Genomic DNA, 14,663 nt, shown 5'->3' on the forward strand with positions numbered 1-14,663 from the left:
CCGGAAAAGCAAGAAACGGCATGTCGTGTGAGGTTGGTATGTGCGGCGACGTGGTGGAATTCAGGTTCAATGTCTAAAAAAGTCCTCTGACCAGGGGTTTTACCGGCTCATCCGAATCCAGGGTGTAGTCGGGGTCTGAACCCGCCGGTCTCGAGCAGGGATCTGGCGATGTAGTTGGTCAGGTTGCGGAACCCCAGCGCCGAGCCGCGCAGGTGCTCGAGCCTGCCGTTGATCGCCTCGGTGGGCCCGTTGGAGGTGCTGGGCCGGTCGAAGTAGGCCAGGACGTCGGCGGCGCGCTTCTTCAGCGTCCTGCCGAGCTTGGTGATCTCGACCAGGGCCTTGGGGACGCCGGTGCTGATCGAGTCGATGAGCCGGGCCATCAGCTCGCGGCCGTGGCGCCGGTTCTCGTGGCGGTAGGCGGCGATCATGCGCTGGTAGACGCTCCAGGTGACCTCGACCTCGACGTGGGCGTCGTCGGCGAACAGGGTGTCCAGTCGGTCCTTCTGCTTGTCGTTGAGCAGGTCGGCGCCGGTGGACAGGGTCCGGCGGGCGGCATAGAGCGGGTCGCCCTTGCGGCCGCGGTGCCCACAGATGGCCTGCTGAACTCGCCGTCGGCACTCATCGAGCGCCTCGTCAGCGAGGCGCGTGACGTGGAAGGGATCTAGGGCGTGTCTCCTTAATGGTGGGTGAGGCTCGCGGGATGATGTCGGGGTGAGTGAGTCGAGGTTCGCGGTCCTGTCGGATCGGCAGTGGGAGCAGATCCAGCCGCATCTGCCCTCGAGCGATGGCCGGCGGGGGCGTCCTTTCCGGAACAGTCGCCAGATCGTCGAGGGCATCATCTACCGGTACCGCACCGGGATCCCCTGGCGGGATCTTCCGCGAGAGCGTTTCGGGCCGTGGCAGACGGTCTGGAAGCGACATCGCCGCTATGCCGCGGACGGCACTTGGGATCACGTCCTCCAGGAGCTCCTCGCCACGGCCGACGCGGCCGGGAAGATCTCCTGGGACGTGTCGGTCGACGCGACGATCACGCGTGCGCATCAGCACGCGAGCAACACGACCCGCCCCGAGCAGGACACGGGGGGGCCGGAGCGAATCACAGGCCGCGCGGTGAGGACTTCGTCCACAGTCCTCTGGGTGGTGCGCGCGAACCTGCAGGTCACGGGATCGGTCGGTCGCGAGGAGGGCTGACGACGAAGATCCATGCCGTGGTCGATGGGAACGGACGTCCGCTGGCGGCGGTCGTCACGGGCGGGCAGCGCAACGATGGCGTCATGCTGATCGAGGTACTGGCCGAGATCAGGGTTCCTCGCCCGGGCCGGGGCCGGCCCCGCACTCGCCCCGACAAGGTCCTCGCCGATCGCGCCTACACCTCGAGAATCAACCGCAGGCACCTCGCCCGGCGCGGTATCACGGGCGTGATCCCGCAGAAGCGGGACGAGATCGCTTCCCGCCAGCGCAAAGGCTCCCGGGGCGGGCGGCCGCCTGGGTTCGACGCGGTCGCCTACAAGGGACGCAACGTCGTCGAGCGCTCCTTCGCTCTCGCGAAGCAGTGGCGAGGACTGGCCACCCGCTACGACAAGCTCGCGCTCACCTACCGCGCCGCCGTCGTCCTCGCGGCCTGCATCACCTGGACCAGGATTTAAGAGACATGCCCTAGCTGTACTTCCCCGGGAGGTTGTGAACGGGTGAGGTAGCGAAGACCTCCGGGCAGGATGTGGGTTACCACACTCACTCTCCTGACCACGGAGGTCTTCGTGACTCACGCTTACGCACCCTTGACACCGGAAGGGCGTCGTCGTCTTGCTGTTCTCGTCGTGGAACAGGGCTGGTCGTTGAGGCGGGCGGCGGAACGGTTCCAGTGCTCGCCCGCGACGGTGAAGCGGTGGGCCGACAGGTACCGGGCAGGGCTGCCGTTGATCGACCGTAGTTCGAGGCCCACCTCGTCACCGAACCGGCTTTCGCGTAAGACGGAGCATCGGATCGTCGCGTTGCGGTTCACTCGCCGGTGGGGTCCGCACCGGATCGCGTATCACCTGCGGTTGCACCGTTCCACGGTCGGTCGGGTGCTCGCCCGATACAAGATGCCGAAGCTGATCAACATCGACCAGGCCACCGGGCTGCCGGTTCGCCGCCCGAAGCCGAAACGGTACGAGGTCGCCGCGCCGGGCCAGCTCGTGCACGTTGAAGCGCCCTGGGTCTGATGGAGACTCGCGCTATTTGGTTCCCACCATCTCAGTAGTGGCGGCTTGGTCAGCATAGAACGATTGCTCGAACTCGGCGGGCGGGATGTCGTCGAGGTAGCCGTGGAGGCGCTGGGTGTTGTGCCAGTGCACCCAGCCGAGGGTCGCGAGCTCGAGATCCTCGACGGTCCGCCAAGGTCCTGGGCGGGCGGGTCCGCGGACGAGTTCGGTCTTGTAGTAGCCGTTGACCGTCTCGGCCAGGGCGTTGTCGTAGCTGTCGCCGACGGTTCCGATCGAGGGTGTCGCGCCGATCTCGGCGAGGCGTTCGCCGTAGCGAATTGACGTGAATTGAGACCCCGCATCGCTGTGGCAACGGAGATCGTCGTGGTGAGTGCCGCGACCCCAGCGCGCCATCTCGATCGCGTCGAGCACCATCTCGGTGCGCATGTGTGACGCGCATCGCCAGCCGACGATCATCCGCGAGAACGCGTCGATGATGAAGCAGACGTAGGCGACGCCGGCCCAGGTCGGCACGAAGGTCAGATCGGTGACCCAGAGCCGGTTCGGCGCGGTCGCGGTGAACTCCCGCCTCACCAGATCCGGGTGCCGGGTGGCGGCAGGGTCCGGCCTGGTCGTCTTGACCCGCTTCGAGCGTGTTGCGCCCTCGATCCCGGCTGCGCGCATCAGCCGGCCGGTCTGATCTCGGCCGATGTCGATCCCGGCACGGCGGGCGCACTTCCAGAGCTTGCGGACCCCGTAGACGCGGTAGTTGTCCGTCCAGAGCGTCACCAGCTCCGGCGTCACCACCGCGTCGCTGATGGCCCGCGCCGACGGGGCACGGTCTTTCGCGGCGTAGTACGTACTCGGAGCCACCTGCAACAGGCTGCAGATGGGCTCGACTCCAAGCGGGCGACCTTCGACGACGTCGTTCTTGTTCGCGTCGATGAACGCGACTAATTCCGGTGTTGGCGGTCGAGCTCCGCCCCGAAGAAACTCGCGGCCCGCTTCAGGATTTCGTTCGCCCGCCGTAACTCACGGTTCTCCTGCTCAAGCTCACGCACCCGACGCGCCTCCGCCGTGCTCACGCCAGCGACGTTCCCGTCATCGATGTCGGCTTGCTTGACCCACGTCCGCACCGACTCGACCCCGTATCCGAGCTGCGTCGCGACCCGCTGGACCGTCCCATGCTCGGTCCCCAGCTCGGCTCGCAGCGTCCTCACCATCCGCACCGCCGCGGCCTTCTCCTCCGGCGAATACCGACGCGTCGTCGGCTTCCCAGATCCCTGATTCGACACCATGACTCCATCCTCGTTTCCAAGGTCAGGAGCCTCCAACAAACTTAGGGCGCTTCAGTCACGGGGAAGTACACCTAGCGCGGCATCGAGGTCATCAAAGCGAAGCTGGGCAATTCGTGCGAACAGTACGTCGACGACAGCGAGCTGGGCCATGCGGGAGGCGAGCGCACCGATGCGCAGCTCATCTTCCCGCGCGGTGGTGGTCAGGACGTGACTGACCACCTGGCCGATGGGGGAATCGGGATTTCCGGTGATGGCAACGCTCAGAGCCCCGGCGTTGGCGGCCAACGCGAGGGCCTTGTGAGTCTCCACGGTCCGTCCGGAGAAAGAGATGCCGATGACAACGTCCTGCGGGGTCCGCATAGCCGCCTGCACCAGCTGGAGGTGTGTGTCCGAGGTGAACTGGCACTGTTGTCCGATGCGCTGCAGCTTCTGACAGAGGTCCTTGGCCACCAGTCCAGACGCCCCCACGCCTAGCACCGTGACAGGGCGCCGCGCGGCGATGGCGTGGGCAACCTCGTCGAGGCAGGTGAGGTCGAGACCGCTGACGGTGTCCTCGATGGAGCGTGCTTCATGGAAACCAATCTTGTGAGCCAGGTCATGCAAGGAGTCCGAGGCGTCGATACGACCCCTTGCGACACCGGAGAGCTCATGCTCCACGTCGAGGCGCGTGAGCTCTCGCGCCAGGGAAAGACGCAGGGCCGGAAGCCCCTCATACCCCAAGGAGCGCGCAAATCACACGACGCTGGCCTGGCTCACACCGGCTGCCTTTGCGAGCTCGGCCGTCGTGGCGGAGACGACGGCAGACGGGTCGGACAGGAGATGGTCAGCAACCGCGGTCTCCATGGCCGAGAAGGAGGGACGAGCCCTCCGGATGCGCTCCACGAGGAGGGTCGAATTGGGCGAGGTGTCGCGGTCGGCAGGCTGGGACGAGACGTCATCGAGACGGGATGGGACGGTCGAATCGGGCGCGACCTCGCGGGGTGCGGTCATCTCGCTGAGCTCCTTGAACGGTAGCCAGCCCCTCATCAGGGCTCGTATTGAAATTCTATTCCATAGATGGCTATCTCGATGTAATGTCGTGTCACGATCGTGGCGACGAAGCCACTCGTGACGGAAGGGAACACCGGTGTCGCCTCAGGAGTCCACACACCAGGTCAGCACCACCGAGCAGCGCAATACCGCCTCCAGCGACCTCGACCGCATGTCCTCCCTCGAGGTGGTGCAGGTGATGAACGCCGAGGACCACAAAGTGGCCGATGCGGTCGCCACGGCACTCCCCCCAGATAGCCGAGGCGGTCGATGTCGTGGTGGCCGGGGACGGAACGGACAGGAGCAGCGGTGAGCATCCCGAAGCACCACCAGGGCCTGGAGGTCCTGCACGAGAACACGCTGGCCGCCCATGCCTACTTCGTGCCGGCCTCAGCGGCAGTGACCGATGTCGTCACCGCCCGTGAGTCGTCCGACCGGGTCCAACTGCTCAACGGTCAGTGGGACTTCCGCTACCACCACTCGGTCAACGACCTAGACGAGGCCTTCATGGACCCCGGGTGCACGGTCGAGGGTTTCGCTCCAATCACCGTTCCGGGTACTTGGCAGCATCAGGGCTACGACGCTCACCAGTACACCAACGTGCGCTACCCGATCCCGCTGGACCCGCCCCACGTCCCCGTGGACAACCCCTGCGGCGCCTACCGGACCACCTTCGATCACCACGCCGACGCGGCGGCGCCCGACACGACGCTGGTCTTCGAGGGCGTCGACTCCTGCTTCTACGTGTGGGTGAACGGGCACTACGTCGGTTACAGCCAGGTCAGCCACGCCACGAGCGAGTTCGATATCACCGAGGCGCTCGTGGAGGGCACCAACCACATGGCGGTGTTGGTGTTCAAGTGGTGTGACGGCACCTACCTCGAGGACCAGGACAAGTTCCGCACCAGCGGCATCTTCCGCGACGTTTACCTCGTCGACCGCCCTACCCGTCGCCTGCTCGACTACTTCACCACTACCCAGATCCACGAGGCCGGCGCCACGGTGCGCCTGCGTGCCTCCTACGTGGGTGGCCCGGTCGAGACCCGGGCCACGCTGCTCGGCGCAGATGGCACGACGGTGGCCAGCGGTGTGCTGGCCGAGGCCAACGACGCCCGCGGGTACAGCCACGCCGTCGAACTCCACGTCAACCGGCCACGCCTGTGGAACCCCGAGCACCCGGAGCTGTACACCCTGTTGCTGGAGATGCGAGACGAGGTCGTCACCGACCAGGTGGGTCTGCGAGAGGTCTCGATCGACGACGTGGTCCTGCGCCTCAACGACTGCCCGGTGACGTTGAGGGGCGTCAACCGCCATGACTCCGCCCCCGCCACCGGACCCACCGTCGACGTCGCCCACATGCGCCGCGACCTGGAACTCATGGTGCGGCACAACATCAACGCCGTGCGCAGCTCCCATTACCCCAACGACCCCCGCTTCTACCAGTTGTGCGACCAGTACGGCCTGCTGGTCATGTCGGAGGCCGACAATGAGAGCCACGGAACGCAGGCCCAGTTCCTGGCCGACGAGTCCTGGGACAACGTCGTCGAGCACTGGAACGAGCTGATCGCCGACAGTCCCGACTGGACGGAGGCGACCCTGGACCGCGTGCAGCGTTGCGTCCAGCGCGAGAAGAACCGGCCGAGCATCTTCTCTTGGTCGGCCGCCAACGAGTGCGCCTATGGCTGCACCCTCGAGGTCTCCCTGGCCTGGATGAAGGAGTTCGACCCGGACCGGGTGACCCACTACGAGAGCGCCTTCTACCGCGATTCCAAGCGCAGCTATGACTACTCGAACATCGACCTGTGCAGCCGCATGTACCCGTCACAGCAGGAGATGCTCGACTACCTCGCAGGCGATCCAGACAAGCCGCTGGTGCTGGTGGAGTACTGCCACGCAATGGGCAACGGGCCCGGTGACCTGGAGGACTACTGGCAGCTCATCCACACCGACCCTCGCCTGTGCGGCGGGTTCGTGTGGGAGTGGTGCGACCACGCCGTCCTAGCCGGCCACACCGACGACGGCCGCCCCTGCTACCTGTACGGCGGCGACTCCGGTGAAGTCATCCACGACGGGAACTTCTGTGTCGACGGCCTCGTGTGGCCCGACCGCCGACCCCACCCCGGCCTTTTGGAACTGAAGAACGTGCAGCGCCCAGCCCGAGTCGTCGCGCACGACCCCGGCGCGGGCATGCTGACGCTGCGCAACGACCTGGACTTCACAAATCTCGACGAGGTGGTCGACCTGTCCTGGGAGCTGGTCTGCGACGGGATCGTCCTAGATCGTGGCGACCTGTCCTTCACGCGTCCTGTTCCGCCCCACACCGAAACCCAAGTGACCTGCCGCCCCCAGCTGCCGCGGGTAGGGCGCTGTCACCTGCGTGTGACGCAACGCCTCCGCGTCGGCGACGCGGTGCGCGCCGCGGGCCAGGAGCTCGGCTTCGATGAGGTCGCCGTCCCTGTCGCCGACCCCCGCAACCAGCAGTCCGTGCAGTTGCTCGAGTCACCGCCCGGTGGCGTCTCCCCCGCCGTCGAGCAGGACCCCTCCGCGATCACGGTGCGTGGTGACGGCTTCCAGTACCGTTTCGACACCGGCACCGGGATGCCCACGTCGATGCTCGTGGGCGACCAGGAGATGTTCACGGCACCTGCGGAGGTCAACATCTGGCGCGCGCCCACCGACAACGACCGACGCATCCGCCTGGAGTGGGAACGGGCCCGCTACCCGTATGCCGCGGTCCGCGCACATGAGTGTTCCGCCCAGACCCTTGACGGGTCCGTGGTGGTGCGCGCCCGCATGACCCTGGACGCCGCGACGATCCAGCCCATCCTGCGCCTCGACGCCAGCTGGACCATCGACGTCGCGGGCCGATTGCGGTGCCAGATGGACGTCACCCGCACACCGGGGTTCCCAACCCTGCCCCGACTGGGTCTGCGCTTCTTCCTGGCACCGGAACTCGACCAGGCGTCGTGGGTCGGGCTCGGTCCGGGCGAGAACTACCCAGACAAGCGGCAGGCCAGCCGCCACGGCCACTTCACCAGCAGCATCGACGGACTGTTCGTCGACTACCTCCGCCCCCAGGAGAACGGCAGCCGCGGAGACTGCGACTGGGTCCGTGTGGAGCAAGCCGATGCGGCGCGTGGCCTGACCGTCACCTCACCGCGACCGTTCTCGTTCAACGCCTCCCGGATCACCCAAGAGCAGCTGTCGATTACGAGACACGACGTCGAGCTGGACCCCGACGACCAGGTGGTGCTGTGCATCGACCACGCCATGGCCGGGATCGGCTCCAACAGCTGCGGCCCCGAGCTGCTCGCCCGCTACCGGGTCGACGACGAGACGTACCACGTCGACCTCGTCCTCGCCCCCACCCGCTGCTGAACCCACCGGGAGACCCGAAACCATGCCCACACACGCTGCAAGTTCTGGCAAGACGTACCTGACCTGGGGCAACAAGATCGGCTACGGCTCCGGTGACATCGCCGGCAACGTGGTCTACGCGTTCCTGTCGGCCTTCCTGATGATCTACCTGACCGACCAGATGGGCCTCAACGCCGGTGTCATCGGCACGCTCATGATGGTCGCCCAGCTGTTCAATGGTGTCACCGACATCGGTTTCGGGGCCTTGCTCGACCGCACCCATACCCGAATGGGCAAGGCTCGGCCGTGGATGCTGTGGCCCTACATCGGCTGCGCTGTCACCCTGGTCGCCAGCTTCGCCATCCCCGGCGGGCTCAGTGAGACGGGCAAGTACATCTGGTTCTTCCTCGCCTATATCCTGCTCAACTCGGTGTTCTACACCGCGAACAACATCGCCTACTCGGCGCTGACGGCGCTGATCACCAGGAACCCCGCCGAACGAGTGCAGATGGGCTCCATCCGCTTCATGTTCGCGTTCGCCACCAGCATGCTCATCCAGACCTTCACCGTCCAGGGCGTGCGCATGCTGGGTGGCGGCGCCGACGGGTGGCGGGCCATCGCGATCATCTATGCCGTCATCGGTCTGGCGGTTAACACGATCTCGGTGCTGTCGGTCAAGGAGCTGCCGCCCGAAGAGCTTGACGAGGGCCACGATCCGGCCGCCGCCGAGCGCTACTCGTTCAAGGAGGGCGCCCGGATCCTGCTCGCCAACAAGTTCTATCTGATCATCCTGGTCATCTACCTGGTCCAGCAGATCTTCACCGCCACCCTGAACATGGGCATCTACTTCATGAGCTACGTCCTCGGTGACGCGACCCGTCTGGGCGCCTTCGCATGGGCGATCAACATTCCGCTGATCATCGGACTGCTGTTCACCCCCGTTCTGGTCAAGCGCTACGGACAGATGTACCGCCTCAACATCTGGGGTTACGTCGTCGCCGTCCTGGGCCGCTTGGGTGTCGTGGCCGGTGGCTACATGGGCAGCATCCCCCTCATGATCGCCTCCTCCGCGATCGCCTCTCTGGGCATGAGCCCCCTGCAAGGCACTCTCAATGCGCTGATCGCCGAGGCCTCCGAGTACACCTTCCTGCGCACCGGCAAGCACATCGACGGCATGATGTTCTCCTGCACCACCCTCGGTGTGAAGATCGGCGGCGGCGTCGGAACAGCCTTGGCCGGATGGCTATTGGCCGCCAGCGGCTACGTCGGCAACGCCACCACCCAGAGCAGCTCCGCGATCCACATGCTCTACTTCATGTACCTGTGGATCCCCGCCATCGCCACCCTCATCATCCTCGCCTTCCTCACCCGGCTCGACGTCGAGAAGGCCAACCGGGCGCTGCGCACGTCGGCAGACCGCGTGACCGCGTGAGCACCAGCACCCTCTTCGAGCATCCCCAGAGACACAGGAGAAGACATGTCGTGGTTGGTCACCGGCGGAGCCGGCTACATCGGGTCGCACGTCGTGCGGGCCTTCATCGAGCAGGGCATCACCCCGATCGTGGTCGACGACCTGTCCAGCGGCCACCGGGAATTCGTGCCCGACGGCGTCGACTTCGTCGAAGGCCAGGTGCAGGACACCTCGCTGCTGGAGCGGACGATGCGTGAGCACGACGTCGAGGGCGTGATGCACATCGCTGGGTACAAGTACGCCGGCGTGTCGGTCGCCCGGCCGCTGCACACCTACAGCCAGAACGTGCAGGGCACCGCGGCGGTGCTGGAGGCGATGCAGCGCGTCGGCGTCAGCCGAATCGTGTTCTCCAGCTCGGCGGCCGTCTACGGCACCCCCGACGTCGACCTGGTCACCGAGGACCAGCCCACCGCCCCCGAGTCGCCCTACGGCCAGAGCAAGCTGATCGGCGAGTGGCTGCTGGCCGACCAGGCCCGCGCGCTGGAGCTCACCGACGGTGCCACGCCGCTGCAGCACGTCAGCCTGCGCTACTTCAACGTCGTCGGCTCCGGCACCGACGAGGTCTACGACACCAGCCCGCACAACCTGTTCCCGCTGGTCATCGAGGCGCTCATCGAGGGCCGCACGCCCCGCATCAACGGCACCGACTACCCGACGCCGGACGGCACCTGCGTGCGCGACTACGTCCACGTCGCCGACTTGGCCACCAGCCACGTCGCCGCCGCGACGGCGATGGCCGAGGGGCGCGAGCTGCGGCCGGTGTACAACCTGGGCAGCGGCGACGGGCTCTCGGTGCGCGAGATCATGGACGCGATGCAGCGTGGCACCGGCCACACCTTCGAGCCGGTGATCGGCGAGCGCCGCCCCGGCGACCCGGCGCGCATCGTCGCCAACGGGGACGCCGCCGCCCGCGACCTGGACTGGCGGATGCGCCACTCCATCGACGACATGGTCACCTCGGCGTGGCAGGCGCGCACCGCCCATCCCGACATAAGCGAGTGAGACCCGCTGACCACGGCACCTGCCTCATCGGGACACGACACGCCTCACCCCACCCGCGATGTCGACCACCCGAACCCGCAGCCAGTTGACCAGGAGAAGTACTCAGTGGCAGACGTTTTCCAACCACCGGGTATCTTAATCGGCTCATCACAGATGAGGGTGTAGCTGGGGCGGTGGCCAGGTAGGGGCCGAGGTCTCCCGATGATGGGGGTTCCTACACCTTCCATCCAGAAGACCTCGACTGGGACTGATGCACGATCAGGTGTCACATGATCTGTGGCGCCGTGAATCGGCCCAGGTTTGATGCCGCTGCTGTTTGAGTCCGAGAGGATGGACAGCATGCCGAAGAAGATCGATCCCCAGCTGCGCGCGAGGTGCGTGCGGCTCGTGCTTGAGCACCAGCAGGAGTACCCCACCCTGACCGCGGCGACCGCTGCGGTCGCTCGGCAGGAAGGCGTCTCGCGGGAGTCTGTGCGGCGTTGGCTCGCGCAGGCCGAGGTCGATGACGGAACCCGTCCAGGCATCACGAGCGAAGAGTCTGCCGAGGTCAAACGACTGAAGGCCGAGATCAAGCGGTTGCGTGAGGACAATGAGATCCTTCGTCGGGCTTCAATTTTCTTCGCGGGGGAGCTCGACCCCCGCAGCCGCTGATCCTGGCGTTCATCGACGAGATGCGCGCCGAGGGCTATGCAGTCGAGTCGATCCTCCGCGTCCTGCGTCAGCAGGGCCTGGAGATCGCTGCACGCACCTACCGAGCCTGGAAGAATCCGACGCGGATCGCTGCCCGCACCGTCACAGACGCCCTGGTCGAGGACAAGATTCGCGAGCTCGCCTGGACGACCAACCGCGTCACCGGGCTCATCCAGATGACGCCGGAGGGCCTCTACGGGCGACGGAAGTGGGTCGCCCTGCTCCGCCGTCAGAAGGGCCTCGTCGGCACGTCTCGCGGGGCGGTGGACCGGGTGATGCGCACCCTCGGGCTCGAGGGCGTCCGGCGCGTCAAGAAGCTCCGCACGACGATCTCCGACCCGGACGGGAAAAGAGCCAATGACCTGTTGAATCGTGACTTCACCGCCCCGGCTCCGAACCGGGTCTGGGTCACGGACTTCACCTACGTCCGCACCTGGGCGGGGTTCGTCTACGTCGCGTTCGTCGTCGACGTCTTCGCCCAACGGATCGTCGGCTGGCACGCCTCGACATCGAAGAAGGTCGACCTGGTCATGACCCCGCTGCGGATCGCGCTCTGGCAACGCGAAAGGGAAGGAAACCCAGTCTCACCAGGGAATTTGATCCATCACAGCGACGCGGGATCCCAGTACACCGCCATTCGACTGACCGAGCACCTCGCCCTCGAGGGCATCGCCCCGTCGATCGGGACCGTCGGCGACGCATATGACAACGCGCTGATGGAGATGATCAACGGGCTCTACAAGACCGAGTGCATCCGCACGACCGTCTTCCACTCCGGGCCGTTCCGGACTCTCGCGGACGTCGAGTTCGCGACCGCCGGCTGGGTCGACTGGTACAACAACCGCCGCCTCCACGGCACTCTCGGGATGCTCACCCCGGTAGAGTCCGAGACGCTCCACTACGAGGCCCTCAGCCGAGAGCCCGAACCCGCAAAGTAGCGGCAGAGAACCCGGGCCGATTCAGTTGAGTGGTTCAACGCCCGCGGAGTCACCGTTGAGCGAGTCCTTTCGGACAACGGTGGCGCCTACAAGTCGCACCTGTGGCGCGACACTTGCGCCGAGCTCGGTATCACGCACAAGCGGACCCGGCCATATCGGCCGCAGACCAACGGAAAGATCGAACTTTTCCACCGAACCTTGGCCGACGGCTGGGCCTACGCCCGCTGCTACACCTCCGAAGCCGAGCGCCGCGGCGAGCTCGACGGCTGGCTGCACTACTACAACCACCACCGGCCCCACACGGCCTGCGGGAACCAGCCGCCCTTCTCACGATTGACCAACGTCTCCGGTCAGTACACATCAGCCGCTCCCAGGCCTACGTGCTCGTCCGCTCCGGGGAACTGCGCGCGATCCAGGTCGGCGGCCGCGGGCAGTGGCGCGTCGAGCACGCCGAGCTCGAGGCCTACATCCAACGCTGCTACGAGGAGACCGCGGCCCTCATCGCACGCGAGGAGGGGTCGACCTCATGAGGTCGACCCCTCCCGTGCTCACCGCCGGTACCGACCGGCCCGCAGCCCGACCGGCCGCCCCGGACGCGCGGCCAGCGTCTCCGCCAGACGCAGCACCGCGCTCCCGAAGTTGAGCACCGCCGCCACCAGTCCCATGCCCATGACCAGCGCCTCCGTGATGCCTCGGCTCACCTCCTCCCGTCACCGTGAGCGAGCCACCCTACGCGCGACCCCCGACCGATCGAGGCTGCCGCGAGACCCCGCACAGGAGAGGACGGCGACGCCGTGATCCTGCTCGGATTCCTGCTGCTCACCGCCGGCGCCGGCGGCCTCATCATCAACGGCGCCGCGTGGCTCGACGCCCACCGCGCCGGCCGCCTGACGGAGCGCTTGCGTGGTCGCCGGCGCGCCCTGGTCTACGTCAGCACCGCCGCCGTCGTGCTCGGCACCGCGCTCGTGTGGACCACGCTGCTCACCACCTCCTGATTCGAAAGCCCAGGCCTTCTCGCCGCCCACTGTTGGCGAAAGCCGGACTATCGGGGCGCACCCAGTGCCCTCCCGGCGACGCCCGCCCGGAGGGCGGGGGAAGGAAGGTGCCACATGTGCCAGTTCACCAAGCGGGACGAGATCCAGAGGCACCGGCCGGGGACCGTCTGCCCGGTGACCCACCAGGTCGCGGGTTCGGACGGCGGCTGCGGGGGTGCCGTGATCGTGGCGCTGCTCGCCGCCGTGGTCACCGCCGGCAGCGGGATCGTGCCGCTGCCGTAGCCACCGGCGCCGGCGGGCCAGAGCCCCGGCCCGCCGGTGCTACTTCCCGAGGCGCTTCCGCACGGTCATGCGCGACAGGCCAGAGCGCGCGGCGAGCTGTACCTCGGGAACACCACGCGCCGCCATGCCACGGACCCACCCGTCGAGCGAGTGCTGAGCGTCGCGGTACTCGCCGGCGACCTCCTCGAGGGTGCCCTCGCCGAGGACGGCCTGGAGGATCGCCGTCAGGGCGGCATCATCCTCAGCCTGCCTGATCCTCTGGAGTGCGGTCGCGGGCGTGTTCGGCTTCGCTGGCTGGACCGTGCTCTCGTTCCGTCATCCAGCCGCCGATACGGAGTAGGTTCCTGGACATGGCCCGCTCGCCCGCCCTCTCCCCCCTCAGCGGCGAGCGAGCGGGCTCCCTCGAACAGCTGCGCGGACGTTGGCTGGGAAGCCTGGCCGGGCGACCGTCCGCGCATACGCGAAATTGAGAGGAATAGACAACATGAACGCGTCAAAGGGTCCTGAGCACGGTCGGCCGCTCTTCCATGGGGGCGTCCCGGGTCTCCAGGTTGGCGATAAAATTATCTCCGCCAAGAGCCAAGGGTTGCAGGATTCTTACCAATACGCGCCAGGCTCGATCTATGGTTCGAATTACGTTTACGTCACCACGGACGTTAACAGCGCCCGCCGTTACGCCACTAACTACCTGCATCCCAATGGCAGCCGACCTCCCGGGGATGTTTATGAGGTGACCTCCCGTGGTGGCTTGCTGCTGGATCATGACTACCCTCAGATCGGGCGGACGAGGGGAGTTTTCCTCAGGACCACCTCGCCTGTCGAGGTGACGCGGGTTGTCGAACGCGGTGTCACGCTAACCGAAGAAGAGAAGTGGCGCTTCGATGCGCGACATGCCCATTGGGCACTCGATGACGGACCCGTGTACGACGACGACGGTCATCTTCAGATGTCAAAAAACATGGCCAAGCGCGGAGTTCCTCCGGAGTGGCTAGCCATTATCCGGCCCTGGTACGACGGTCGGAAACTCCGGCAAGACGGGTGGTTTGTCGCAGACACCCCCGAGCAGCTCGAGGCAGCCTTCTTCGATGCGTTACCGCAACTGGATAGGGCACACCCCGTGGAGCAGCGTCGACTCTTTTACTTCTTCCCTTCGAAGCTCGTGTGCGCCGAGTGTGGAGAAGTGTTCGGTTCCGATCAAGTGAGCGCTGCAATCCACCAGCTCGGAGAGAGGGAGGTGGGGGCTATGAGTGCACTCATGGGAAAGGGGCGTCTCTACCCAACCTTCGTCGTTGATGCTGCACGTCGACGACACCCCGAGCGCTGGACCTGGTTCACCCCGTGATGATCCGGCACGCTCGATCGCTTCCCCGGGTGGCGGTCGGTCATAGGGCTGAGTCGGTGTTGTACCGGGGTATACC

The 14,663-nt window shown here is 66.4% G+C and carries 13 protein-coding genes, 3 pseudogenes and 1 other annotated feature; of the genes and pseudogenes, 11 read left to right on the plus strand and 5 right to left on the minus strand.

The window, feature by feature from the left end:
• Window positions 1-107: 107 nt before the first annotated feature.
• Window positions 108-665, minus strand: a pseudogene (locus tag KVA01_RS12195) (ISL3-like element ISPfr3 family transposase); the annotation flags it as partial.
• A gap of 46 nt (window positions 666-711) precedes the next feature.
• Between KVA01_RS12195 and KVA01_RS12200 the strand changes: the two are divergent.
• Window positions 712-1,646 (plus strand): IS5 family transposase gene (locus tag KVA01_RS12200; RefSeq protein ID WP_197408445.1). Its coding sequence is split into 2 segments (ribosomal slippage): window positions 712-1,080 and window positions 1,083-1,646, totalling 933 coding nucleotides; the frame shifts between segments, so codons are not numbered across the junction.
• A 111-nt stretch (window positions 1,647-1,757) separates the two neighbouring features.
• Window positions 1,758-2,189, plus strand: a pseudogene (locus tag KVA01_RS12205) (helix-turn-helix domain-containing protein); the annotation flags it as partial.
• 27 nt (window positions 2,190-2,216) lie between these two features.
• Here KVA01_RS12205 and KVA01_RS12210 read toward each other — a convergent pair.
• The 3 genes from KVA01_RS12210 to KVA01_RS12220 all read right to left on the minus strand — a co-directional run bounded on the left by KVA01_RS12210 (window position 2,217) and on the right by KVA01_RS12220 (window position 4,471).
• Window positions 2,217-3,481, minus strand: a protein-coding gene (locus tag KVA01_RS12210) for an IS3 family transposase (protein WP_233438878.1) whose coding sequence is annotated in 2 segments (ribosomal slippage) — window positions 2,217-3,178 and window positions 3,178-3,481 — 1,266 coding nt in all. Because the reading frame shifts where the segments join, the coding sequence is not laid out codon by codon here.
• Window positions 3,048-3,182: a sequence feature (AL1L pseudoknot), on the minus strand. It overlaps the preceding gene by 135 nt.
• Window positions 3,482-3,532: 51 nt before the next feature.
• The gene (locus KVA01_RS12215) at window positions 3,533-4,138 is read right to left on the minus strand and encodes a MurR/RpiR family transcriptional regulator (RefSeq protein ID WP_170221166.1); all 606 of its coding nucleotides are present in this window, start codon (window positions 4,136-4,138) and stop codon (window positions 3,533-3,535) included.
• 75 nt (window positions 4,139-4,213) lie between these two features.
• Window positions 4,214-4,471 carry a hypothetical protein gene (locus KVA01_RS12220; protein WP_170221167.1) on the minus strand — a complete coding sequence of 86 codons (258 nt, stop codon included), beginning with the start codon at window positions 4,469-4,471 and terminating at the stop codon, window positions 4,214-4,216.
• A 348-nt stretch (window positions 4,472-4,819) separates the two neighbouring features.
• On the opposite strand from KVA01_RS12220, the gene KVA01_RS12225 reads away from it, so the two are divergent.
• The 6 genes and pseudogenes from KVA01_RS12225 to KVA01_RS12250 all read left to right on the plus strand — a co-directional run bounded on the left by KVA01_RS12225 (window position 4,820) and on the right by KVA01_RS12250 (window position 12,498).
• A complete protein-coding gene (locus tag KVA01_RS12225) occupies window positions 4,820-7,888 on the plus strand; it encodes a glycoside hydrolase family 2 TIM barrel-domain containing protein (protein ID WP_141270507.1) in 3,069 nt (1,022 codons plus the stop codon).
• A gap of 22 nt (window positions 7,889-7,910) precedes the next feature.
• Complete coding sequence (locus KVA01_RS12230; protein WP_141270509.1) at window positions 7,911-9,299, plus strand: MFS transporter; 1,389 nt, start codon at window positions 7,911-7,913, stop codon at window positions 9,297-9,299.
• A 45-nt stretch (window positions 9,300-9,344) separates the two neighbouring features.
• Window positions 9,345-10,340: a UDP-glucose 4-epimerase GalE gene (gene galE / locus KVA01_RS12235; protein ID WP_013160161.1), complete on the plus strand. Its 996-nt coding sequence runs from the start codon at window positions 9,345-9,347 to the stop codon at window positions 10,338-10,340.
• A 339-nt stretch (window positions 10,341-10,679) separates the two neighbouring features.
• Window positions 10,680-11,968 (plus strand): IS3 family transposase gene (locus KVA01_RS12240; RefSeq protein ID WP_141270511.1). Its coding sequence is split into 2 segments (ribosomal slippage): window positions 10,680-10,953 and window positions 10,953-11,968, totalling 1,290 coding nucleotides; the frame shifts between segments, so codons are not numbered across the junction.
• A gap of 21 nt (window positions 11,969-11,989) precedes the next feature.
• A pseudogene (locus KVA01_RS12245) lies at window positions 11,990-12,328 on the plus strand (integrase core domain-containing protein); the annotation flags it as partial.
• A complete protein-coding gene (locus KVA01_RS12250) occupies window positions 12,301-12,498 on the plus strand; it encodes a helix-turn-helix domain-containing protein (RefSeq protein ID WP_141270517.1) in 198 nt (65 codons plus the stop codon). The pseudogene KVA01_RS12245 and the gene KVA01_RS12250, both read left to right, overlap by 28 nt.
• A gap of 18 nt (window positions 12,499-12,516) precedes the next feature.
• Here the strand turns inward: KVA01_RS12250 and KVA01_RS12675 are convergent, their stop codons facing one another.
• Window positions 12,517-12,669, minus strand: a complete 153-nt coding sequence (locus tag KVA01_RS12675) for a hypothetical protein (protein ID WP_170221168.1) — start codon at window positions 12,667-12,669, stop codon at window positions 12,517-12,519.
• A gap of 93 nt (window positions 12,670-12,762) precedes the next feature.
• Here KVA01_RS12675 and KVA01_RS12255 point away from each other — a divergent pair, with 93 nt between their 5' ends.
• The 3 genes from KVA01_RS12255 to KVA01_RS12260 all read left to right on the plus strand — a co-directional run bounded on the left by KVA01_RS12255 (window position 12,763) and on the right by KVA01_RS12260 (window position 14,587).
• Window positions 12,763-12,963: a hypothetical protein gene (locus KVA01_RS12255; protein ID WP_141270513.1), complete on the plus strand. Its 201-nt coding sequence runs from the start codon at window positions 12,763-12,765 to the stop codon at window positions 12,961-12,963.
• A 114-nt stretch (window positions 12,964-13,077) separates the two neighbouring features.
• Complete coding sequence (locus tag KVA01_RS12680) at window positions 13,078-13,245, plus strand: hypothetical protein (RefSeq protein WP_170221169.1); 168 nt, start codon at window positions 13,078-13,080, stop codon at window positions 13,243-13,245.
• Window positions 13,246-13,729: 484 nt separating this feature from the next.
• Window positions 13,730-14,587 carry a hypothetical protein gene (locus tag KVA01_RS12260; protein WP_141270515.1) on the plus strand — a complete coding sequence of 286 codons (858 nt, stop codon included), beginning with the start codon at window positions 13,730-13,732 and terminating at the stop codon, window positions 14,585-14,587.
• The last annotated feature ends 76 nt before the right edge of the window (window positions 14,588-14,663 follow it).

Source organism: Kocuria varians (assembly GCF_006539885.1).
Lineage (GTDB): Bacteria > Actinomycetota > Actinomycetes > Actinomycetales > Micrococcaceae > Kocuria > Kocuria varians.

Coding starts and splice junctions, on each gene's coding strand:
- KVA01_RS12220 (WP_170221167.1), bottom strand. CDS start 4,471: ATGACCGCACCCCGCGAGGTCGCGCCCGATTCGACCGTCCCATCCCGT.
- KVA01_RS12230 (WP_141270509.1), top strand. CDS start 7,911: ATGCCCACACACGCTGCAAGTTCTGGCAAGACGTACCTGACCTGGGGC.
- galE (WP_013160161.1), top strand. CDS start 9,345: ATGTCGTGGTTGGTCACCGGCGGAGCCGGCTACATCGGGTCGCACGTC.
- KVA01_RS12680 (WP_170221169.1), top strand. CDS start 13,078: ATGTGCCAGTTCACCAAGCGGGACGAGATCCAGAGGCACCGGCCGGGG.
- KVA01_RS12260 (WP_141270515.1), top strand. CDS start 13,730: ATGAACGCGTCAAAGGGTCCTGAGCACGGTCGGCCGCTCTTCCATGGG.